Origin of the sequence: Leptospira bandrabouensis, from assembly GCF_004770905.1 — a bacterium.
GTDB classification, from domain to species: domain Bacteria; phylum Spirochaetota; class Leptospiria; order Leptospirales; family Leptospiraceae; genus Leptospira_A; species Leptospira_A bandrabouensis.
Window position 1 is genome coordinate 888,761 of sequence record NZ_RQHT01000014.1, and the last position, 22,114, is coordinate 910,874.

The window sequence follows — 22,114 nt, forward strand, 5'->3', positions numbered from 1 at the left end:
TCTTTATTCTGGTTCGGACTCTGAATCTCTAACGACTGCAAAGTCTTTTACAAAGTCTTCATCTTTGGTATTCACTACTTTGACACCCATGGCAGAGCGACCCACCATCGAAATCGTTTTTACTTCGACTCGGATGGTCATACCTGATTGTGTAATGACAAGAAGTTCATCCTCTTCTCTTACCGAAGAGATTCCCACGGCACGACCATTCTTTTCACCAATTTTTAAATAGGTCATTCCTTTCCCACCACGACCTTTGGTAGAAAATTCTTCGAAATCAGTGCGTTTACCAAATCCGTTTTCGGAAACACAGAATAAATTGGTTCCTGGTTCTACTTTGGTAATTCCTGCAATCGCATCATCATCTTCCAACTTCATCGCTGTGACACCAGAAGCGGTTCGACCTTGTGACCGAAGTTCGTTCAAATTCATTCGGATTGCGAGTCCATTTTTACTTCCAATGAACACATCATAGTTATTTGGGTTAGCAATCACATCAATGAGCTCATCTCCTTCACGAAGACCGATGGCAATGATACCGGATTTTTTGGTGTTAGTGAATTCATCCAATTGGATCTTTTTCACAAACCCATCTCTTGTTACCATAAGCAAATAGGATTCGTCAAAATTTCTGAAAGTGAATAACGAAGTAATGATCTCATCATCATTTAAGTTGATCACGGCTTTTAATGATTTTCCTCTTGCTTCCTTCGAACCGATAGGTAGTTCATAAACTTTCATAAGGAAGGCTCTACCTTTATTGGAAAAGAGCATTAAGTTATCGTGAGTCATGGCACTACTTAGTTTTTTAACAAAGTCTTCTCTTTTTGTCGAGATTCCTTGGACTCCTTTTCCGCCTCGTTTTTGGCGACGGAATGTATCCATAGGAAGACGTTTGATAAACATATCTTCTGATAACTGAACCACTACTTCTTCATCTGCAATCAAATCTTCCGCGTTAAAGGTTGATGATTCCAGAGATTCCAAACTAATCTCTGTGGAACGATTATTTCCAAAAGATTGAGACACTTTTCCAAGTTCGTCACAAATGATGGATTTCACTCGTTCTGGTTTGGCAAGAATGTCTTCTAGGTCAGCAATAAGAAGGCGAACTTGTTCCAACTCTTCAATGATTTTTTGTACTTCCAATGAAGTGAGTCGTTGCAATCGCATTTCCAGAATCGCATCCGCTTGGATTTCAGAAAGTGAAAACGTTGCCATGAGGGAACTTTGTGCTTCTTTTACATCTTTAGAGGCACGTATGATACGTATCACTTCATCGATATTATCAAGAGCAATGCGTAATCCTTCTAAAATGTGTGCTCTTTTTTGTGCTTTATCTAAATCAAATTCAGTACGTTTGACAACGACTTCATTTCTATGATCTGCATAGGATTTTAGAATTTCTTTTAGTGAAAAGATTTTTGGGCGATTGTTTAAAATCGCAAGCATTGTGATTCCATAACTCACTTGTAGTTGTGTGAGTTTGAAAAGTTGGTTTAGAATGACCTGTGCATTGGCATCTTTTTTAACATGAATCTCAACTCGAATTCCCTTTCTATCGGAAAGATCTAAAATTTCAGAGATACCTTCTATGATCTTCTCATTCACAAGTTCCCCGATTTTTTCGAGTAAGTTCTTTTTGTTTACTTGGTATGGAATTTCATTAATGACAATAATCTCTCGACCTTTGTTGTTTTCGATTATATCAACTTTGGATCGAATGCGAATGGAACCTTTCCCAGTAGCATAGGCTTGGTATAAACCTTCCCCACCAATGATGGTTCCTCCAGTTGGGAAATCAGGTCCTGGAAGAATTTTCATTAGTTCCGGCAGTGTGATGTCTGGGTTTTGAATGAGAGCAATGACAGCATTTACCGATTCTTTTAAGTTATGCGGTGGAATGTTCGTAGCCATACCCACAGCAATCCCTGTTGAACCGTTTACTAAAATATTTGGAAAATTTGCTGGTAAAACATCCGGCTGTTGTCTCGTATCATCAAAGTTTGGTGAAAAACTGACTGTATTTTTTTCGATGTCTTTAAGAAGTTCTTCCGCAAGTTTCGTAAGTTTAGCTTCTGTATAACGATAAGCCGCAGCATTATCACCGTCGACAGATCCAAAGTTTCCTTGCCCATCGATCAAAGTTTCTCGCATGGAAAAAGTTTGGGCCATACGAACCATCGTTTCATAAACTGCTGAGTCACCATGCGGGTGGTAGTTACCAATCACTTCCCCAACAATTTTCGCAGATTTTACATAAGGACGATCTGATCTCCAGGCTCTTTCATTCATCGCATGAAGAATACGTCTATGAACAGGTTTTAATCCATCTCTAACATCAGGAAGGGCTCGACCAACAATTACACTCATCGCATAATCAAGGTAAGCTTCCTTCATTTGGTCTTCAATTTCCACCGGAATGACCCGCACACCGGCTTTCAGTGCACCGGCTACGTCTGGTCTACCGGAAAGATTCAGTGCTAGGGTTTTGTTTGATTCGTTTTCTTGGCCGTTTTGTTCGGTCATTTTTTTATCCTAATTCCGATTAAAGATCTAAATTTGCAACTTTGTAAGAATTCGCTTCGATGAAACGACGACGTGGAGATACTTCATCACCCATTAGGATATTGAATGTATCTTCTGCTTCTACAAAATCTTGTAACTTTACTTGTAACATAACACGTTCTTTTGGATCCATAGTTGTATCCCAAAGTTGTTCTGGATTCATCTCTCCAAGTCCTTTGTACCTTTGGATCACAACTTTGTCATTGGGCCTTGATTTAAGAATTTCTTCCTTTTCCCTGTCAGAGTAAACATAGACAGCTTCTCTTCCAAACTTCAAAAGATACAATGGAGGTTGTGCCACAAACAAAGATCCTTGTTCAATGATTGGTTTCATATAACGGAAGAAAAAAGTTAAAAGAAGTGTTCGGATATGAGATCCATCCACGTCCGCATCTGTCATAATGATGATTTTTTTATAACGAAGTTTTTCTACATTGAATTCATCATCACCAATTCCTGTTCCCATAACTGTGATTAATGTGCGAATTTCTTCGTTCGATAAAATTTTATCCAATCGTGCTTTTTCAACGTTTAGAATTTTACCTTTGAGTGGAAGGATGGCTTGGGTATTTCGATCTCGACCTTGTTTTGCTGATCCACCCGCCGAGTCTCCCTCGACAAGATACAATTCACAATGTTCTGGATCTTTTTCAGAACAGTCGGCTAGTTTTCCAGGAAGGCCACCACCTTCTAAAACAGTTTTACGTCTTGTTAAATCACGAGCACGTCTTGCAGCTTCTCTTGCTTTCGAAGCTAAAATACATTTTTCTAAAATCTTTTTGATGACAGCAGGGTTTTCTTCAAAGAATCGATTGAGACCCTCTCCTGTGATGGTTTGCATAAGTCCTTTGACTTCTGCATTCACCAACTTTTCTTTTGTTTGTGAGTTAAACTGTGGTTGTGGGATTTTGATGGAGATAACGGCACAAAGACCTTCTTTGATATCATCCCCTTGTAAACCATTGGGTTGTTTTTTGAAAAGGATTTGGTCTTTCTTTAAATGGTCATTTAATGTTCTTGTGAGAGCAGTTCTAAAACCTTCTAAGTGAGTTCCACCTAAGTTGTTATTAATCGCATTGGTAAAACAAAAAATATTTTCGCTATAGGTATCACAGTATTGGAGCGCAATCTCTGCCCAAACATTTTCTTTTTCACCCACAAAGTGCAGAACTTTGTGCAAAGGATGTTTTGTTTCCGTAATATATTCAACAAAGGAAACAATTCCTCCATCAAACTTAAATTCATGTTTTGCAACTTCTTCTTTTCTTTGGTCTTCAATTCGAATGAGAAGACCTTTGTTTAAAAAAGCGATTTCTCTAAATCGTGCCGAGAGGGTATCAAAAGAAAAATCAACAGTAGTAAAAATTGTATCATCAGCTTTAAAACGAACCACTGTTCCACGGTGTGTTGTATCACCGATGATTTTTACATCTTCAACAGGAACCCCTGCTTGGTATTTTTGGTAGTGTAGTTTTCCATCTTGGTGGACTTCTACTTCTAGATAAGTGGAAAGGGCGTTCACCACAGAAACCCCTACCCCGTGCAAACCACCAGATACTTTATAGGCATCGTTTTCAAACTTACCACCGGCGTGTAAGATCGTTAATACCACTTCAATTGTGGACTTACCTTTATCTGGGTGAATTCCAGTTGGAATCCCACGTCCATTATCCCGAACTTCTATGATATGGTCTGGTAAAATGCGGACATCAATTTCAGTACAATGGCCAGCCATTGCCTCGTCCACAGAGTTGTCCACAACCTCATAAACCATCTTATGTAGGCCGGACTCATCTTGGGTTCCGATATACATTCCGGGGCGTTTCCGGACCGCTTCTAGACCCTCTAGGATCTTGATTTTCGAGGCTGAATAGGCATTTTGATCGGTTTGGTTGGACATAAAATTATAAGATACCCTATAGGAAGTATCCTAGAAAGACCCTCGAAGGGCAAGTGAAATCGGGGTGATTTAAGTGACTTAAGACCTGGGATTTTGGAATTCGTTTCCAGTTTTAAATTGAATTTTTTCCAATAAAACTGGGTTCGTAATTGCATTTGCTTTTGTTAAAATTTCTGTTTTTTGGAACTCCAATTCTTGGGAAATCATGGAGTGTCGACAAACAACTGTGAGTTTTTTTCCTTCAATGGATTTCGGAAAACTTTGTTTCCCAAAATAATCCCCTACAATCTCGTTCCAACGAAGTCGTATAGTTTTCAGAATTTGGTCCCGAAAGACAGCTTCCCTATCCATACCCAGTTTTTCTAAACTTTGGAAAAGTTCTGAGAGTTCGACTTTTTTCATTTCTCTGAAAACACCTTTACTTTTCCGGCTTCCACTTGGTAAATTTCTTTATCAACTGTTAGGTTACCTACATATTCATGAATTCCTTCTAAATCAGTCGTGGTAAAAAATGCCTGTCCACATTCTGAAATCAAATTCACAAAGTATTCTCTTCTTTTGACATCCAGTTCCCGAATGATATCATCAATCAGTAGGACAGGAGCTTCTCCCGTTGTATCACGGATCATCTGGAAACAGGCGGTTTTCAAAGCAATCACCGCACTTCGTTTTTGGCCTTGGGATCCAAACCCACTCAAATCTTTATCATCAAATCCAATCGGAAGTGTGTCCCGATGATTCCCGCAACTCGTATAACCGATCGCTCTGTCCTTTCGCAGATTATCGGTTAGTTTTTGTCTATGTTCCTCTTTGGATGCGATATTGGGTTTGTAAGTTAAAAAGAAGGGATCTTTTCCAGAACTTAACTGTTGTAAATTTTTATGAAAGTAACCGGCTAAGGTTTCAATTGTCTTCATCCGAATTTCTCGAATTTCCGCATCATGTTGGATGATAGGTTCATCCCAAATTCCTATTTCCCGATCGGAAGAATTTTCTTTTTTCAAAGCCGCGTTTCTTTGTTTGATCAAACGATCATATTCAATGAGTTGTTTTAAATAATACCGATTAGTGGATGATATAAAGGCATCAAGAAAACGGCGACGTTCTACATTCCCATCTTCTATGATAAGGATATCAGGTGGACTCATCACAATCGAACGAAAGTATCCTACATAGTCAGAGATTTTTTTAAACTCCTCTCCGTTGACTTTCAGTTTCTTTCGTTTGGAATAGGAATGTTCAATTCCATATTCAAATAAATACTCATTATTTTCTGATTCAAACTCAGCACGAATGAATGTATCTTTTGTATCCCAACGAAGGAGTTGGTTTTGGTCTGATTCACGAAAACTTTTTAAATAGGAAAGAAGTGAAATCGATTCGAGAAGGTTTGTCTTACCTTCCCCATTGTTTCCAATAAAAAAGATAAGACGTGATTTGAATGTTAACTGAGTTTCTTCGTGGTTGCGAAAATTCTTTATGTAAATTTTCTTTAGAAACATTAAAGTTTCATTGGCATAATGACAGAAACAAAGTCGCTATCCGATGGATCCTTAAATAATACAGGAGCACTAGATGTTGTGAATTCTAGAATCACTTCTGGGTCATCCACAGCTTTTACCACATCACTCAAATAATCACCTTTGAACGCAATGGTGATTGCTTCCCCATTGTATTCAATTGGCATATTGTGATCAAACATCATGGTTCCAGGATTGGAAGAACTGATATTCACATTTCCTTTAGTAAATGCCAAACGAATTTGTTTCGAAGGTTCTTCTGCAGAAATCAAAGCTTGTTTCAAAAAAGTTAAGAAGTCAGCTTTTACCACACGAACTGATTCTGAAGTTTGTTTTGGAATCACTTGTTCGTAGTCAGGAAAATTTCCATCAATGAGTTTAAATAGAAGTTCTACGTTTCCAGAAGAAACATAAATTTGTTCTTCTACAAAACCAATCTTTGCAGTTTCTTTTCCTTCCATCATCTTAAGCATTTCTCGAACTGCTTTATGAGGAATGATCACACCATTTTTAAATGGAAACTGTTTTGGAAACTTACGAACAATTTTAGAAAGACGACGTCCATCCGTGCCAACAACAATTAAATCTGTGTTGTCTGGTTTTAAAAAGAGACCATTAAAAACAAAACGAGTTTCTTCAATCGCCATCGCATAAGAAGTTTTACGAAACATTTCACGAATCGTTTGGCAAGGAAATTCAACCACACTTGCCTCATCCACTTTTGGAATGGTTTTTATATCTTCTGAATCAATCCCATTCACTTTGAACTTTGTGTCCATCTTACCACTAGCATCAGTGATGGTTGTCTCTGAGTTTTCTGATTGGTCAGTGGTAGTGAGTAAACTTGTATCAAAGTTTAAATTTTTAAAAATACTCGATAACTGTTTTGCGGGAAGCGATGCCGTACCCTTTTCTCCAATGGTGGAAGGAACCGAAGTTTTAATTGCGATCTCAAGATCAGTCGCAGAAAGATACACTTCATTCTCACCAGTTTGGATTTTAAGATTGGAGAGAGCTGATTTAATTTCTCTAACAGAGATGACTCCATCCACTGAGTTGATTGCTTTTAGGAATTCTGTAGTATTGACAGTGAATTTCATTTTTCCTCTTCTTATTATTTATATTATATATCATTATATATATTATGTCGTTTCCGTTGGTTCTGTCAGTATGTCGATAAAGCCTGGAAACATCAATTTTTATTGAATTATGTCAGGTTTTTTCCTTTTTGCAACTGTCAATATTTATGTCACTTTGAACAGGACATGGAAAATTTAAGAGACAATAAGGACTGACTATGTCCTATCGACGGTTTATCGACAGGTAATGGTCGGATTAATCACAGGTTATTGGAAACTTATCTTGTGTTTGATGCTATGAAATAGGTCTTCCCACTGGGATTCTGTTTTCATTCTTTCTTTGAATTTATCAATGCCGTGGATGACGGTAGAATGAGTGGTCGAAAAAATTCTTCCAATTTGTGCCTTCGGAACATGGAGTACATCATGGAGGAGGAGCATACAAAGATGTCTGGGTGGGATAAAATCCGCTTTTCGACTCTTTCCAAGTAAATCTTTACGAGCGACATTGGTTCGTTCACAGACAAGATCAATGACCATGTCGGGACTGAACCCAATTCGCTTTTTATTCGTGAGAAAACGAGCTTCTGCAATCTCCTGAATTTTTTCTTCCGTAAGCAAAAAGTATTCATAAGCCTTTTTGTACAAAACCAAATCATTTACAATTCCAATGAGCGCCCTTGAATCGCCTTCCAATCGTTCGGCAAGCCAATGAAGGAGTTTGTCACTGGCAGGAATATTGAATTCGGAAAAATTGGTTCGTAAAAGTTCAATGCGAAGTGCCAGATCATGGGATTTGACATCGGCTTGAAGACCATGCACAAATCGAGATTTTAACCTTTCGTGTAACGGAAGTTCGTAACTCGGTCTATCGGAGGCGATGACAATTTGGCGTTTTCTGTCATATAGAAAATTAAAGAGAGCAAAAAACTCTTCTTGGGTTTTTTCAGCACCGCCATTCAAAAATTGGATGTCATCGAAGAGTAAAACATTATATGACTGGTATCGAATTTTGAAAGATTCGAGTGACTCACGATTGTTCTGACGAACGGTAAAAATAAACTCATTTAAAAAAGAGGTACTATTTACATACCGAACCGTTTTCCATGGATCTTTCTTTTTGATCTCATTTCCTATGGCATGTAATAGATGTGTTTTACCTACACCCACAGGTCCAAAGATATACAATGGATTGTATTTTCCCGGTTGTTCTGCTACACTTTTTGCGGCTGTATAAGCAATGCGGTTGGAATCAGAAGTGATATAATTGCTAAAAATGAATTCTGGATTTAGATCTGAGTCAGACTCATCAAATTTGGATTGGATGACTTCTTTTAAAATTTGTGTAGAAGTTTCTGATTCCGCTAAAATAGAAACACGAAAACGATCACCTACTACTTGATAAACGGCGTCTTCAATGAAAGTTGTATACTTTGTTTCCACGTGGCGTTTGATTCCCGTGGAGGGGGCCGTCAAGTGAACCACTTGGTTGTCCCATTTTTCAAATTTGAGTGGTGCAATGAAATTGGAAAAGTACTTGGGAGGTATCTGTTTCGATATTTCTTCTAAAATTTCTTCCCAACGTCTGTCCAAGTTTCCCCGCCCTAAATGTGAAATCGGGTACTATACTTTTAGCAAGTAGGTAGAATTCAAATGAAAAATCGGAAAACGATCCAAACTAGAAAAAATAGTCGAACCGAATAAAAAAATTATGTCCCTTAATTGATTTGACTGATAATTTCCTTGTAATTTGTGTTAGGTGTTCTTTATTTAAATCATTAGTATTGCGTTAACAATCGGCTTTTTATGACTATGTGGCTAAACGTAAAAATAATTGTGATAAAAGAACATACTCCAGTGCAGGAATTTCATAATGTAGTTTCATTTTAAAATCTAAGATGGCTTCGATCCTTCCTACATTGGCTTCAAAGTTTTTTTGTCTGTACTCATAAAGTAGTAATAAACAAATCATCTCTAAAAAATCTATTCCAGTAAGTCCTTCTTTATTAGATCGAAATTCTCCGAGTTGGTCACGCACCCAGTTTTCCAACTTAAAAAGTAAAATCGAATCGTGACAATGTTCTCTTACATTCTCATGCCACTCTTCCAAAAACTCATCAGAGATTTCAAAAGGGTTGAGGGATCCACCATAGTAAAGTTTGGATTCGGTCATTTCATTTCTACGAATCTTTTTGATTTCATCTTGTGTGAGATAATTGAAGGGAACACAAACCGAACGAGACACTATGGTTGGTTTTAAGTTTTTTAAATCGTTTACGATGAGAATGAACTTTGTGTGAGGAGGGGGTTCCTCTAAAGTTTTTAGAAGAGTTGTTTCTGCTTCGTTATTAATTCGATTTGCTTCAGGAAATAATACAACACGATATTCGGAAGTATGTGGTTTGAATGGAATCCGAGCTGATAACAACCAACGAATGGTAAAGTCTTCTGGATCTTTTTCTTTTCCGATGGCAATGTTTTTTCTTCTGGGAAATTGAATGAAGTCGGGATGGACTCCTTTCATGAATTGGCGACAGGAATCACAAACTCCACAAGAGGTTCCTTCTAAACAAAGGAGTTGTCTTGCAAATCTTTCTGCTGCTGTCCACTTCCCCACTCCATCGGGTCCGTAAAAAATAATAGATCCAGGAATTCGTGACCTATCTTTTAAAAAAGATTTTAGATAAGTCAGTGCTACATCTTGGCCTGAAACTTGGTCGAATGAAAACAAAGCATCGGCCATTGGTCTTTAGTATACCGGAGTCAGCCAATTCATATAGTTCGGTTGTTCTCCACGAACTGCTTCAAAAAAGATGGATTGGATTTTTTTAGTGATGGGTCCGATGTTCCCATTACCGATCACACGACGATCCACTTCTTTCACCCAAGCCACTTGTACACCTGTGCCCGAAAAAAATAATTCATCAGCGATATAAAGTTCGGAACGTGCAATGTCTCTTTCGATTACTTGGTAACCTAGGTCTTTTGCAATTTGAATGATACTACGACGAGTAATCCCTTCTAAAATTGAAGATGGAATGGTTGGTGTATGAATCACTCCATCACGAACAATAAAAAGATTTTCTGCAGAACCTTCTGATACAAATCCTCTCGCATCTAAAAAGATAGCTTCATCCATTCCATTTTGAACGGCTTCTGATTTGGCAAGAGCTGAGTTCACATACCCACCACTCACTTTGGAAAGAGTTGGAATTTGGTTATCAGAAAATCTTTGCCAAGAGGAAACCATAGTGGTTAGTCCGTTTTGTGTATCGAGGTAATCATCCAACTTCAATGCATAAATGGTGATGTCTGCTTTTACATCATGGAACCTTGGTGAGAGTTGTAAGGCAGAAGTATAAATGAAAGGTCTTAAGTATACATTTTGTTTGGCTTCATTTTTTCGAAGGAGATCCAAGATGATGGATTGGATCTCTTCCGGTGTGATTTGGATTTGCAACTGCATGATCTTTGTAGAGTTCACAAGTCGTTTGCAGTGGTCTGGCAATCGGAAGACATAAAGATTTTTTTTAGCTTCGTTGTAGTATCCACGGATTCCACCGAAGACGCCTGTCCCATATTGTAATGCATGGGTTTGGACACTGACTTTTGCGTCCTCGGAAGGAACGATTTTTCCTTCGAAGTATGTATAAGGGAATGAATTCTGAGCCATTGAGATTCCTATCACTCCAATCTTCTGGAGTTTCAAAATTAGAAAATGAATTTTATCTTTTTTTCTCTCGAAGCTTAGGCCGATGATTTTGATATCGTTCTAAGGAGTAGATTCTCTAATCTCTCTCCCTCGCTTTTTTATAAGAACTGAATCACTAAGAAGACATAATATGAATCCATCCTTTTATCCCAACCAATTTGATTGTATAGTTGTCGGAGCCGGACATGCCGGAACTGAAGCTGCTTATATTTCTGCGAAAGCAGGACTCAAAACTTTACTCATCACGATGAACTTGGATACCATCGGACAGATGAGTTGTAACCCAGCCATCGGTGGAATTGCCAAAGGACATATGGTTCGAGAAGTGGATGCACTCGGTGGACTCATGGGTCGGGTGATTGATCAAACGGGAATTCAATTTAAGATGTTAAACACATCGAAAGGTCCGTCCGTTTGGGCTCCGCGTGCACAAGCTGAGAAAAAACAATACCAACTTATGATCAAACATCAGTTGGAAAAATTAAAAACTCTTTCTATCAGACAAGACACCGTAGAAGATTTAATTGTGGAAGGAAACCAAGTGACTGGTGTGATCACCGGTCGTGGTTTTACTTTTTATACAAACCATGTGATCTTAACCACTGGAACTTTTCTTTCGAGTGTGATTCATATTGGAACTTACCAAAAAGAATCAGGTCGAATTGGGGAACCTACAACCAAAGGACTTTCACATACACTGGCTCGTTTTGAATTGCGACTCGGAAGATTAAAGACAGGTACTCCGGCTCGTGTTCATAAAAATTCTATCAACTTTGATGGACTCGATGTACAAGATGGTGATGAGAACCCACGCCCCTTTTCCTTTTCAACTAGTAAGATTGATCGCAAACAAATTCCTTGTTACATCACTTACACCAACGATACCACTCATGAACTCATCAAACAAAACTTAGAATTCTCACCGATGTATTCGGGTCAGATCAAAAGTATTGGCCCAAGGTATTGTCCTTCAATTGAAGATAAGGTGGTTCGGTTTGCAGAAAGAGACCGTCACCAAATTTTTATCGAACCGGAAGGATATGAAACCAACGAGATGTATCTCAATGGAGTTTCCACAAGTTTGCCTGAGGAAGTGCAATGGAAGTTTCTTCGAAGTATCAAAGGTTTGGAAGAAGTAGAACTCATGCGTCCGGGTTATGCTATCGAATATGATTTTGTAGATCCGACAGAACTAAATCCAACACTCGAAACTAAAAAAGTAAAAGGTCTTTATCATGCAGGTCAAATCAATGGAACCACTGGTTATGAAGAAGCGGCGGCACAAGGACTTGTTGCTGCATATAATGTGATTCGTTCTGTAAGAAAAGAAGAGCCGATTCTTTTCAAACGAAGTGAATCTTACATCGGAGTTCTTGTGGATGATTTGGTTTATAAAGGTGTGGAAGATCCTTACCGAATGTTCACAAGCCGAGCCGAATATCGCCTACTCCTTCGCCAAGACAATGCTGACCAAAGACTGATGCAATATGGATATGAGATGGGACTTGTTGATGAGTCACTCTTTAGAGAAATGAAAGATCGTTATGCTCGGATCGATAAAATCAAAACACAAATGTTTGTGACGGCAATGAAACCATCCGACGAACTTACGAAGGTCCTGGAAGAAAAGAAGATCACCAATTATAAATTTGGTCACACAGTTGCTTCGTTTTTGAAACGATCTGATATCAAAATTGGAGACATTGAGCCTATGGTCTCTGAACTCTCCATTTTAAATGAAGATGAAAAAGCAGTTTTGGAGATGGAAATCAAATACGAAGGTTATCTAAAACGAGAGTTGGAAACGATTGAATACCGTAAGAAGTTTTTAAACTTTCAGATTCCGAATGATTTTGATTACGCTAGTGTGAAAGGACTCAAAACAGAAGCCGTAGTAAAGTTAGAAAAACATCGACCTATGAATTTAGAAAATGCTCTTCATATATCAGGTGTGGATCCTTCCGATGTGGATCTTCTGCTCTATCATTTGGTGGATAGACGATAACTAAAAAACAAACGCCGAACCTTCCTTAAAATCAAAAAGCCAAGATGGATATTCCTTCTTGGCTTTTTTTATTTTTGGATTTCTTCGAATCGATCTTCGCAATTTAAAAAGCTTTTGAGGTGCATTATAGAATCTCAAAGGCAGATTTTTGAAAGACTAATGACCCGAACTTTTAACTATCTGAAACCAAACTTTGAATCCAGATAAACCTTTCGCTCAATTACTTTGAGAGTCTTTTAAGATCAATACTTAACATTCTTTGTTTTTAAATTACCGAATTTGAACCTTTGATTACTAGACCGATCCTTACAATCTTTTTGAAAATCTATCTAATCGTAGACAAGCACATGGGTCTTTTCGAGGATCCAGTTTTCCCCTTGTTTCACGTGAAACGAATGGGACTCCAAACTTCCATCAGCTTTGTATTTCAGTTTGTGCACACGGCGGGTGTCACCTTGGAAGAATTCTCTTTCGACTAAGTTTCCTTTTGTATCAAACTTGAAATGGATTTCACCAAGACCTTTCTTTTTGTCATCAGTGAGATATTGAATTTGAACATTCGGACGTTTAGGATCGATTTGAAATCGGAAAGATTCATTGTCCTTGGTTTCTAAGTTTTTGCCTTCAGCAGCAAATACATTTCCTTCGCCATCACTCTCAATCGAATAAACAATCAGTAATCTCCCTTCGCCATCTTTTACATTCATTTTCTTCAGAGCTCGACCTTTGAATTGGAAATCCTTTCTTTCAACTAAGTGTCCGCCATTATCATAAACTTCTTCGCTCGAGAGCAAACCATCTGTATAACGGAAAGTAGTTTTTCCGTCTCCCTTCCCCTCTTTATCAGAATAAGTTTCGGTGATTAATTTTCCGTCACTGTTGTATTCATATTCCGCGACATAAACAACCTGACCCTCGCCGTTACGGACGATCTCTTTGTTCGGAACTTTTTTTACTTTTTTAAATAGGTAAGCATCTTTGTGGGACCACTTGCCCGGAGTGTAACCTAAAATGGGAAAGGAAAGGATGATTAAAAAACTAATGATTCGAATCATGGAAAAGAGTTCTCCTACAGGAGACATCGGCGAATTCATTTAAAACGATAACGAGATTATGTCAGAAAAAACGATCCAAGAAGAAATCCAAACCATCATTCCTGATTTGTTTCCTAAGTTGGAGCCAGAGTTTGATTGGGAATTAGTGAAAAACTTTTATGAGTTTCTCAAACGAGACAACGAGAAAGGAGGATTCTTTTCTCGAAATGATTCAGAAAAGATTCTAGAGAGACATATTATAGAATCTCTGATCTTTGTGTGGAAACTGAAAGTAACCGGATATGTTTCACGTGAAACAAATGTAGCCGATGTAGGAACAGGGCCGGGTCTACCTGGTTTTCTTTTTGCTCTCTTAAAAAAAGCACCACATGTCTTTCTCGTGGATTCTCAAAAACGAAAGCTCGCACTTCTTGAAACAGAAATCGAAACAGGAAGTCTTTCCAAAGTCAAAAAGCGAGTGGACTTTATCTACGCACGAACAGAAGAAATCAGTTCCAATTTTGATGTTGTCACTTCAAGAGCAATGGTTCCTTATCCTTACATTGCGGAAGTCACAACACGAATGGTAAAACAAAAAGGAATCTTATGTCCCTTCCTTGCACAACCCTACCAGGATCTAGAAAAAGAAACAGAGGTATTAAGTAACAATGGGTTCTTTATGAAAAAAGAAATTCCCATTCCCGAATTAGAGTTTGTGGGAAAGAGACATATAAAAATACTACAAAAGAATTCCCTTCCCAAAAAGGGATTCCCTCGTGACTGGAAAGAAATCGTAAAGGAGACGAAAAGCAAGAATGGGTAAAATTGTTTCTATCAGTAATCAAAAAGGTGGAGTCGGTAAAACGACAACAGCGATAAACTTGGCATCCAATCTTGTTGATTTGGGAAAAAAAGTTTTGCTCCTTGATATCGATCCACAAGGGAATTCCGGTTCTGGACTCGGGTTGGAAGTTCAGTCTTTGCAAAAAACTACCTATGAAGTTTTGATTGGGGAACTCTCTGCAAGAGAAGCAGTGCAAAAAACTTTCGTAAACAATTTGGATATCATTCCTTCCAACATCAACCTCTCTGGATTGGAAGTGGATTTCCTGGGAATGGAAAGAAAGGAATTCAAATTGAAAGATGCTTTGGCTTCTGTGAAAGAATCTTATGATTATATTTTAATCGATTGCCCACCTTCTCTTGGTGTTCTTACCATCAATGCTCTTTGTGCTTCTCAGTCGGTGATGATCACTTTGCAAACAGAATACTTTGCGCTGGAAGGATTGTCGCAGCTCATGCGAATTATTTCTCTCGTGCAGTCACAATGGAATCCATCCCTCGCACTAGAAGGAGTACTTCTCACGATGTATGATAAACGCACCAACTTAGCAAACCAAGTTGCTGAAGATGTAAGAAACTATTTCAAAGAGAAAGTTTATGAAACTGTCATTCCAAGAAATATAAAATTATCAGAAGCACCCTCTTTTGGAAAACCGATCAACTACTATGATCCAGATGGTGTGGGTGCAAAAAGTTATAAAAGTTTAGCGGAAGAAATTGTAGGGAAGGCATAAGGTTATGGCACTCGGCAAAGGTAAAGTTTTAGGAAGAGGACTTGGGAATTTAATTCCTGTAAATGAAAACAACGTTGAGATTTCTAAAGAGGAACAAACCGGTCTAAGAGAAATTAAAGTCACAGAAATTTTACCAAACCCACACCAACCAAGAAAACAATTCTCTGATGCATCCATCCAAGAGTTATCCAATACCATCACGGAACATGGAGTGATCCAACCTATCGTTGTACAAAAAAATCCTTCGGGTTCAGGATTTCTTTTGGTGGCGGGAGAAAGAAGACTACGCGCTTGCAAACTTGCTGGCTTTGCAAAAATTCCTGCGATAGTTCGCGACCTATCCGAAGCCGATATGATGGAACTTGCCCTCATTGAAAATATCCAACGAGAAAACCTCAATCCAATGGATGAGGCTTTGGCTTACCAAGCCATTATCGACAAACGAGGGTTAAAGGTAACAGATCTTGCGACTCGTGTGGGAAAGAACCGAGCTACTATTTCTAACTTAATTCGTCTTCTCTCTCTTCCTAAATTATTACAAGACTTAGTGAAGGAAGGAAAACTTTCAGAAGGACAGGCCCGCCCCCTTCTCTCGATTCCCGATCCTAAAAAACAATTGGAAGTGGGTCAGAAAGTAATTGCGGAAGGATGGAATGTTCGAGAGGTAGAAAACTATGTTTCCAATCTTTTACATCCTGATAAAAAATCTAAGTCCACTTCCACTGGACCTGATAAACGAGATGCAAGTATCGTAAAATTAGAATCCAAACTCAGAAACAAATATAGTTCCAAAGTGGAAGTAACGCACAATGAAACTAATGGAAAAGGGAAAATTGTTTTTTCTTACGCCAACCTAAATGACATGGAAAGAATTTTAGAGCAGCTCGGTGTGAAACTGTAGTTTCGCTAGTCGCTCATACAATTCACTTTTTCGAATGAGTTCGTCATGGGTTCCGACGGACTCAATGTCCCCTTCTTTAATTACCACAATTTGATCCGATTTTACGACAGTGGAAAGTCTGTGAGCAATCATAATGGTTGTTCTTTCTTTCACTAAAAAATCTAAAGCTTGCTGAATCATTTGTTCTGATTCTGAATCAAGGGCCGAGGTGGCTTCATCTAATAAAAGAATTCTCGGGTTGCGAAGGATGGCTCTTGCAATTGCGATTCTTTGTTTTTGTCCGCCGGAAAGTCTTGTTCCTAAATGCCCTAAGTTGGTATCATACCCATTCGGTAGTTGGTTTAAAAATTCCGTAACATAAGCACTGGCCGCAGCCTTCTCGATTTCTTCAAAACTTGCATTTGGTTTTCCATAAGCAATGTTCTCTCGCAAAGTACCGCTAAAGAGAATGGGTTGTTGAGGAACAAATCCAATGAGAGATCTTAAATCTTTTAAAGCCAATTCTGTAAGATCCACACCTTCGATAAGAATTTTTCCTGCGGTGGGATCATAGAATCTGAGGATGAGTTCAAAGAGTGTACTCTTTCCACCACCAGAGGGACCAACAAGAGCTGTGGTTTTGTTGGCAGGAATTTCTAAATGAATTCCTCTGATGGCTTTGTGTTCCGGACGAGAGGGATATGAAAATTCCAAATGGTCCAAATTGATTTTTAATCCCTTCTGGCTGGAAGCAACGTTGAGGGATAAAGATCCATTCCCTTCTGCTGGATGTAATACATCTGCAATTGGTTTTGGGAATTTTGGATCCTTGATTTCTGATTCAAATAAAAGAAGTTCCATCAATCGTTCGGTGGCACCAGCGGCCCTTTGCAAATCGCCGAGAACTTCAGAAACAGCACCCACACTATTGGCAACCATGATCGCATAAAAAGAAAACGCGATGAGTTCCCCACCGGTAATTTTACCTTCGAGTACATCTGTCCCGCCAATCCATAACATCACACTGATTCCAGTAAGAATGAATAAAATGACTGCTGCTATGAGAAGAGCTCTTTGTTTGATGCGAGCCACGGCCACATCAAAAGCTGCTTCAACAGTATGAGAAAATTTTTCAATGTCTTCTTCTTGGTGGTGGAAGGATTGTAAGATTTTTATATTGAGAAGAGATTCACTGACGTAAGTTCCAATGCTCGCAATTTTGTCCTGAGTGGTACGGGATAAATTCCTTACTTTTTTTCCATAGAACAAAATTGGGAACACAATGAAAGGAACACTAAAGAGAACAATCATCGTGAGTTTTGCATTGGTGATAAAAAGAAAAATAATTCCACCTACAAACATCAAAACATTTCTAAGGGCAATGGATGCAGAAGATCCGATCACAGTTTGGATGAGTGTGGTATCTGTTGTGATCCGCGATTGGATTTCACCCGGAGAATTGAGTTCAAAAAAACTTGGATGGATGAAGATGATATGTTTGAATACATCTCTTCGAATATCCGAGGCAACACGTTCGCCAATCCAAGAAACCGTGTAGTGACGAATGTAAGTTCCGATCGCAAGAAAAATTCCCACTCCAATAATGAAGGCAAGTGAGTAACCTAATTCTTGTTTGGATCTGGCCGAAAATCCTGCATCCACCAAATGGCGTAATCCCTGCCCTAGCCCCAAAGTCACTCCTGCTGTAAAAAGCAGAGCCAGTGAGGAAAGGACCATTTGGAATCTGTAAGGTTTTAAATAGGAAAAGGTTTTAGAGAGGACACGGAGATTTTTTGACTTAGGTCGGTCAGGTGTTTGCAAAGAATTATCCTTTTAGATCAATAAGTAGACCTCTGATTTCATCTAATTGTTTCAAAATCACGAAAGCACTGTTATTGGGTGAAAACATGGTTTTTGCCAAAAGATCCAGTTTTTCATCCACAACCTTGACATATCGTACATCTTTTTGGTCATTTCGTCCGCGTTGGGGCGCCTGCATTACCTTGTAGTTTTTTTTAAGGATGAGTTCGGCAATTTGTTTGATATGTTTTTTGTAGGATTCGAGGTTTTTATGATTGGGATCTTTGATGAGTTCCTTTTCTAAATCTGGCAAATCTTTCCATAGTTCATTTAGTTCTCTAGTTTCTTCTTTTCCTGCCGGAACTATGGATTCTAGGATTTCTAAAAAACTTTGTTTGGATTCATCCACTGGTGCGAACGAACCTGCGAGTTTATCTTTGGATCCTTTTTTGGTCGGTGTGGATACCGACTTAGGATTGTTGTTTTGGATGATCATAAACCCGCCTAATGACGAGTGGGATTAATAGTGCATTTTCCGTGAAACACTACACCTTCTTCAACAATGAGGCGAGGAGTGACAATGTCTCCTTCCAATCGACAACTAGAAAGTAATGTAACTCGTTCTGTTGCATAGATATTACCGCGAATTTCTCCACCGGCAACAACCACTCGTGCTTTGATATCTGTATCGACGATTCCTGATTTTCCGATAAGTACCTTTCCGGTGGTTTCAAGGACTCCTCGAAATTTTCCATCGATACGAATAAGGCCTGGAAATTTGAATTCACCGACAAACTCGGCTCCTTCCCCAATGATGCTATTAACTAAAAATTCTTCTTCTGTAGATGGATTGGACATTATTCTTGAATTTGGTTGAGAAACGAAAACGGATTCAACGCTTGGGTACCAACATGTACTTCATAATGAAGATGGTAAATCGGATTTTCAGGAGATTTTCCAACATAACCTAAGATGTCACCTTTGGAGAGTTTTTCGTTTTTCTTAACGCGAATTCGATCCAAGTTGGAGTAGATGGTTTTCCATCCAAATCGGTGTGATAATTTTACGTAGTATCCTGTTGCCGGTGAGTATCCAGTATCAAATACAATACCTGGTGCGGTAGCGATGACTTCTGCACCGGGAAAGGATCCAATGTCCAATCCTCTGTTTATTTCTTCTTTTCCAGTCACAGGCGAAATATAATTTCCAAAAGGAAATAATACATACCCTTTTGTTGGCCAGATCGATGGAGTATTACGAATGATGCTCTTTCTTTTTTTGATGAGTTTGATAATCTCTTCAGAAAGTTCAGAAGATAATTTTAGATTGTGAATGTCTTCTTTGATGCGAAAGGATTCATCCGTGATGTCGGACTGAGGTGTTCCTTGTAATGCGAGAAATTGTCCCGCTTGCCCACCCATCCCTTTGGAAACACGAGAAGGATCTCCACCAAGTTTGATATAGAGGTTAGAAATTCTTTCGTAATAATATTGGATGGTTTCGTGAAGAGAGTTAACCTCTTCTTTCATCTTGGAAGATTGTCTGATAAAGTCTTTGTTAGTTAAATTGAGTTCTGTGAGTTGGTGGATGGACCCACTATGTGAAAGAACGTTCACAGCACTGATCACAAGAAGGATCACCATGATCCCGATGAAGATAGAAATGGCTTTGTAAGAGATAACAAAGTTAATTGTTTTGCGATCGGTGTGAGGAATGACCATAATTGTCAGACGTTCACGACCTTTTTTGTCGAGATCCTCGTAACGTTGGGATAACTTAAGCTTCCATTCCTGGACTTTATACCTTAATCGGTAAAAAATTAAATGTAGTCTTTGTTTTACTTCCACGTTCTTTTTAGACCTTCGACTATTTAAACAAAACTTATCGTACCCACTATATCTTTCGATTGAATTTTCATTTTCATCCAGTGGAAATTACAAATCTTGCTATTTATGGGATATTCGAGCATTGACACTCATTGCCACTTAGACATAATTCGGGAACAAGGCCAAGAGATTGAAGAAACTCTGGCGAAATCCCGAATGGCTGGAGTAGACCGGATGGTTCAAATCGGAATCGATTTACCAAGTTCTATGGAAGCTGTTCGTATTTCTGAAACTCATTCGAAAGAGGATTTAGAGATTTTTTATTCCATAGGATGTCATCCTACGGAAACACATGAATTTCCTAATGCAGATCAAATTTTAGATTTAGCTAAATCCCGAATGGAAGATCCAAAATTTTCGGCAATAGGTGAGATTGGTGTCGATCTCTATCATGATGCAAGCACACGACTTGCGCAAAATGATGTGTTACGAAAGTTTTTAGAATTTTCCTCCGAACACAAATTACCAGTTGTGATTCATTCTCGTGATGCTTTTGAAGATACTTACGAAGCATTAAAAGAATATAAATCCAAAGCGTTTGGTGTGATTCATTGTTTTACTTATGATTATGAAGCAGCCAAACGGTTTGTGGATTTAGGTTACTATGTTTCTTTTTCGGGAATTGTTACTTTTAAATCAGCAACAGATATTCAAGAAGCAGCACGAAAAATTCCTTTGGAAACAATTCTTATAGAAACTGATGCGCCATTTTTATCGCCAATGCCACATCGAGGCAAACGAAATGATTCTTCCCATTTACCATTTGTTCTTGAAAAAATGTTTTCTTTACGTACAGAAACAAATTCTGAAGTAGCAGATCGCATTTATCAAAATTCACTAAAATTCACACAAAGAAAGGCTTATCACCATGCTTGATATCAACCGTATTGTTCAAAACCCTGAAGAGTTACTTACCACCTTACAAAAACGAGGTGTTACTTCTACAGACATTGAAGCAAAAATTAAATCAGTCTCAGAGAAACAACGAAAACTGAAATTAGAAGTGGAAGACCTTCGTGCCGAAAGGAACCGAGTTTCAAAAGAAATTGGAATTCAAAAATCACAAGGCAAAGACATCACAGAAATTTCCGCTTCCATGAAAGTTGTTGGAGATCGAATCAAAGCGATAGAAGAAGAACTGACAAAGGAAGAAGAATCTTTACATGAATTGAATTTAGGACTTCCAAACTTACTCGATCCTTCTGTCCCAGAAGGAAAATCGGAAGCAGATAATGTTCTTGTGCGTCAGTGGGGAGAAGTTCCTAAACTTTCCTTTGAAGCCAAAACTCATTTTGATATCGGTGAGGCTTTGGGAATTTTTGACTTCGAACGCGGCGTAAAACTTTCTGGTGCTAGATTTTACACATACCGAGGACTTGGTGCCAAATTAGAAAGAGCGCTCATGAATCTAATGCTTGATACTCATACTTCTGAAAATGGGTATGAAGAGATGTGGGTTCCGGTTCTAGTCAATGACGAGTCAATGACTGCCACAGGCCAACTTCCCAAATTTGCTGATGATTTTTACCGATTGGAAAAAGACGGACTCAATTTGATTCCAACCGCAGAAGTTCCGCTTACCAATTATTACCGGGATGAAATTATTTCAGAAAAAGAATTACCCATTTCCGTATGTGCACATACTTCTTGTTTTCGAAGAGAAGCTGGATCTTACGGCCGTGATACACGTGGTCTAGTGCGAGTTCACCAATTTCAAAAAGTGGAACTTGTGAAGTTTGTAGAACCGGAAACTTCACAAAGCGAACACGAAAAAATGCTCCAAGATGCTGAATCCATTTTGCAAAAGTTAAAACTTCCCTACCGTGTGATGTTACTTTGTAGTAAGGATATGTCCAGTGCCTCTTCCAAAACCTACGACATTGAAGTTTGGATGCCGGGACTTGGACGTTTTATGGAAATTTCCTCTGTTTCTAACTTCAAAGACTATCAAGCCAGACGGGGAAAAATTCGATACAAGTCAAAGGAAGGAAAAAACCTGCTCGTCCATACTCTGAATGGTTCCGGTCTTGCAATCGGTCGAACACTCGCCGCAGTGATCGAAAATTACCAATCAGCGGATGGTACCTTCCAAATTCCGGATGTATTAAAACCTTACATTCGTTAGTAATTTAGGGCAGATGACCGAGGTGTCA

Annotated in this window: 19 protein-coding genes; 6 read left to right on the top strand and 13 right to left on the bottom strand. The window is 38.7% G+C overall.

The annotated features are described in order from the left end of the window. Positions 1-3 precede the first annotated feature (3 nt). The 8 genes from gyrA to EHR07_RS11425 all read right to left on the bottom strand — a co-directional run bounded on the left by gyrA (position 4) and on the right by EHR07_RS11425 (position 10,740). The gene (gyrA, locus tag EHR07_RS11390) at positions 4-2,529 is read right to left on the bottom strand and encodes a DNA gyrase subunit A (protein WP_135745190.1); all 2,526 of its coding nucleotides are present in this window, start codon (positions 2,527-2,529) and stop codon (positions 4-6) included. 19 nt (positions 2,530-2,548) lie between these two features. Further along, positions 2,549-4,468 carry a DNA topoisomerase (ATP-hydrolyzing) subunit B gene (gyrB, locus tag EHR07_RS11395; protein WP_135745191.1) on the bottom strand — a complete coding sequence of 640 codons (1,920 nt, stop codon included), beginning with the start codon at positions 4,466-4,468 and terminating at the stop codon, positions 2,549-2,551. A 78-nt stretch (positions 4,469-4,546) separates the two neighbouring features. Beyond that, positions 4,547-4,870, bottom strand: a complete 324-nt coding sequence (locus EHR07_RS11400) for a DciA family protein (protein ID WP_135745192.1) — start codon at positions 4,868-4,870, stop codon at positions 4,547-4,549. Continuing rightward, the gene (gene recF, locus EHR07_RS11405; protein ID WP_135745193.1) at positions 4,867-5,970 is read right to left on the bottom strand and encodes a DNA replication/repair protein RecF; all 1,104 of its coding nucleotides are present in this window, start codon (positions 5,968-5,970) and stop codon (positions 4,867-4,869) included. The genes EHR07_RS11400 and recF overlap by 4 nt, the downstream gene beginning before the upstream one ends. Further along, positions 5,970-7,088 (bottom strand): DNA polymerase III subunit beta, encoded by a 1,119-nt coding sequence (gene dnaN, locus EHR07_RS11410; RefSeq protein WP_100720475.1) that lies wholly within the window; start codon positions 7,086-7,088, stop codon positions 5,970-5,972. The genes recF and dnaN overlap by 1 nt, the downstream gene beginning before the upstream one ends. A 246-nt stretch (positions 7,089-7,334) precedes the next feature. Further along, a complete protein-coding gene (gene dnaA, locus EHR07_RS11415; protein ID WP_135745194.1) occupies positions 7,335-8,660 on the bottom strand; it encodes a chromosomal replication initiator protein DnaA in 1,326 nt (441 codons plus the stop codon). Between the two features lie 217 nt (positions 8,661-8,877). After that, positions 8,878-9,810: a hypothetical protein gene (locus EHR07_RS11420; RefSeq protein WP_135745195.1), complete on the bottom strand. Its 933-nt coding sequence runs from the start codon at positions 9,808-9,810 to the stop codon at positions 8,878-8,880. 6 nt (positions 9,811-9,816) lie between these two features. Then, the gene (locus EHR07_RS11425; RefSeq protein WP_135745196.1) at positions 9,817-10,740 is read right to left on the bottom strand and encodes a branched-chain amino acid transaminase; all 924 of its coding nucleotides are present in this window, start codon (positions 10,738-10,740) and stop codon (positions 9,817-9,819) included. Between the two features lie 169 nt (positions 10,741-10,909). Here EHR07_RS11425 and mnmG point away from each other — a divergent pair, with 169 nt between their 5' ends. Beyond that, positions 10,910-12,784 (top strand): tRNA uridine-5-carboxymethylaminomethyl(34) synthesis enzyme MnmG, encoded by a 1,875-nt coding sequence (mnmG, locus tag EHR07_RS11430; RefSeq protein ID WP_135745197.1) that lies wholly within the window; start codon positions 10,910-10,912, stop codon positions 12,782-12,784. A gap of 329 nt (positions 12,785-13,113) precedes the next feature. Here mnmG and EHR07_RS11435 read toward each other — a convergent pair whose 3' ends face one another. Next, positions 13,114-13,839 (bottom strand): hypothetical protein, encoded by a 726-nt coding sequence (locus EHR07_RS11435; RefSeq protein WP_135745198.1) that lies wholly within the window; start codon positions 13,837-13,839, stop codon positions 13,114-13,116. A 58-nt stretch (positions 13,840-13,897) separates the two neighbouring features. On the opposite strand from EHR07_RS11435, the gene EHR07_RS11440 reads away from it, so the two are divergent. Genes EHR07_RS11440 through EHR07_RS11450 form a run of 3 tightly spaced genes read left to right on the top strand, consistent with a single transcriptional unit; the run spans position 13,898 to position 16,296 of the window. Further along, a complete protein-coding gene (locus EHR07_RS11440; RefSeq protein WP_135745199.1) occupies positions 13,898-14,641 on the top strand; it encodes an RsmG family class I SAM-dependent methyltransferase in 744 nt (247 codons plus the stop codon). Beyond that, positions 14,634-15,395, top strand: a complete 762-nt coding sequence (locus tag EHR07_RS11445; RefSeq protein ID WP_135745200.1) for a ParA family protein — start codon at positions 14,634-14,636, stop codon at positions 15,393-15,395. The genes EHR07_RS11440 and EHR07_RS11445 overlap by 8 nt, the downstream gene beginning before the upstream one ends. A 4-nt stretch (positions 15,396-15,399) precedes the next feature. Beyond that, a complete protein-coding gene (locus tag EHR07_RS11450) occupies positions 15,400-16,296 on the top strand; it encodes a ParB/RepB/Spo0J family partition protein (protein WP_135745201.1) in 897 nt (298 codons plus the stop codon). On the opposite strand, the gene EHR07_RS11455 is transcribed toward EHR07_RS11450, so the two are convergent. From EHR07_RS11455 to EHR07_RS11470, 4 genes are read right to left on the bottom strand one after another with little or no spacing between them, the layout of a single operon-like run. Then, a complete protein-coding gene (locus EHR07_RS11455; RefSeq protein WP_135745202.1) occupies positions 16,270-18,096 on the bottom strand; it encodes an ABC transporter transmembrane domain-containing protein in 1,827 nt (608 codons plus the stop codon). The genes EHR07_RS11450 and EHR07_RS11455 overlap by 27 nt on opposite strands. A 4-nt stretch (positions 18,097-18,100) precedes the next feature. Then, entirely contained in the window at positions 18,101-18,571 is a 471-nt protein-coding gene (locus EHR07_RS11460) for a YaaR family protein (RefSeq protein ID WP_135745203.1), read from the bottom strand. 8 nt (positions 18,572-18,579) lie between these two features. Beyond that, positions 18,580-18,933 (bottom strand): bactofilin family protein, encoded by a 354-nt coding sequence (locus EHR07_RS11465; RefSeq protein ID WP_002972551.1) that lies wholly within the window; start codon positions 18,931-18,933, stop codon positions 18,580-18,582. Continuing rightward, positions 18,933-19,922, bottom strand: coding sequence for a M23 family metallopeptidase (locus tag EHR07_RS11470; protein WP_002972343.1), 990 nt, complete (start codon positions 19,920-19,922; stop codon positions 18,933-18,935). The genes EHR07_RS11465 and EHR07_RS11470 overlap by 1 nt, the downstream gene beginning before the upstream one ends. Before the next feature lie 105 nt (positions 19,923-20,027). Between EHR07_RS11470 and EHR07_RS11475 the strand changes: the two genes are divergently transcribed. Together EHR07_RS11475 and serS are read left to right on the top strand one after the other, a co-directional pair. Further along, positions 20,028-20,837, top strand: coding sequence for a TatD family hydrolase (locus EHR07_RS11475; RefSeq protein ID WP_208739770.1), 810 nt, complete (start codon positions 20,028-20,030; stop codon positions 20,835-20,837). After that, the gene (gene serS, locus EHR07_RS11480) at positions 20,830-22,086 is read left to right on the top strand and encodes a serine--tRNA ligase (RefSeq protein ID WP_135745205.1); all 1,257 of its coding nucleotides are present in this window, start codon (positions 20,830-20,832) and stop codon (positions 22,084-22,086) included. Before EHR07_RS11475 ends, serS begins: the two co-directional genes overlap by 8 nt. The last annotated feature ends 28 nt before the right edge of the window (positions 22,087-22,114 follow it).

Bases quoted from the DNA above. Each gene is read 5' to 3' on its own strand.
- gyrA (WP_135745190.1), bottom strand. From the start codon at position 2,529: ATGACCGAACAAAACGGCCAAGAAAACGAATCAAACAAAACCCTAGCA.
- gyrB (WP_135745191.1), bottom strand. From the start codon at position 4,468: ATGTCCAACCAAACCGATCAAAATGCCTATTCAGCCTCGAAAATCAAG.
- EHR07_RS11400 (WP_135745192.1), bottom strand. From the start codon at position 4,870: ATGAAAAAAGTCGAACTCTCAGAACTTTTCCAAAGTTTAGAAAAACTG.
- recF (WP_135745193.1), bottom strand. From the start codon at position 5,970: ATGTTTCTAAAGAAAATTTACATAAAGAATTTTCGCAACCACGAAGAA.
- dnaN (WP_100720475.1), bottom strand. From the start codon at position 7,088: ATGAAATTCACTGTCAATACTACAGAATTCCTAAAAGCAATCAACTCA.
- EHR07_RS11420 (WP_135745195.1), bottom strand. From the start codon at position 9,810: ATGGCCGATGCTTTGTTTTCATTCGACCAAGTTTCAGGCCAAGATGTA.
- EHR07_RS11425 (WP_135745196.1), bottom strand. From the start codon at position 10,740: ATGGCTCAGAATTCATTCCCTTATACATACTTCGAAGGAAAAATCGTT.
- mnmG (WP_135745197.1), top strand. From the start codon at position 10,910: ATGAATCCATCCTTTTATCCCAACCAATTTGATTGTATAGTTGTCGGA.
- EHR07_RS11435 (WP_135745198.1), bottom strand. From the start codon at position 13,839: ATGATTCGAATCATTAGTTTTTTAATCATCCTTTCCTTTCCCATTTTA.
- EHR07_RS11440 (WP_135745199.1), top strand. From the start codon at position 13,898: ATGTCAGAAAAAACGATCCAAGAAGAAATCCAAACCATCATTCCTGAT.
- EHR07_RS11445 (WP_135745200.1), top strand. From the start codon at position 14,634: ATGGGTAAAATTGTTTCTATCAGTAATCAAAAAGGTGGAGTCGGTAAA.
- EHR07_RS11450 (WP_135745201.1), top strand. From the start codon at position 15,400: ATGGCACTCGGCAAAGGTAAAGTTTTAGGAAGAGGACTTGGGAATTTA.
- EHR07_RS11460 (WP_135745203.1), bottom strand. From the start codon at position 18,571: ATGATCATCCAAAACAACAATCCTAAGTCGGTATCCACACCGACCAAA.
- EHR07_RS11465 (WP_002972551.1), bottom strand. From the start codon at position 18,933: ATGTCCAATCCATCTACAGAAGAAGAATTTTTAGTTAATAGCATCATT.
- EHR07_RS11475 (WP_208739770.1), top strand. From the start codon at position 20,028: ATGGGATATTCGAGCATTGACACTCATTGCCACTTAGACATAATTCGG.
- serS (WP_135745205.1), top strand. From the start codon at position 20,830: ATGCTTGATATCAACCGTATTGTTCAAAACCCTGAAGAGTTACTTACC.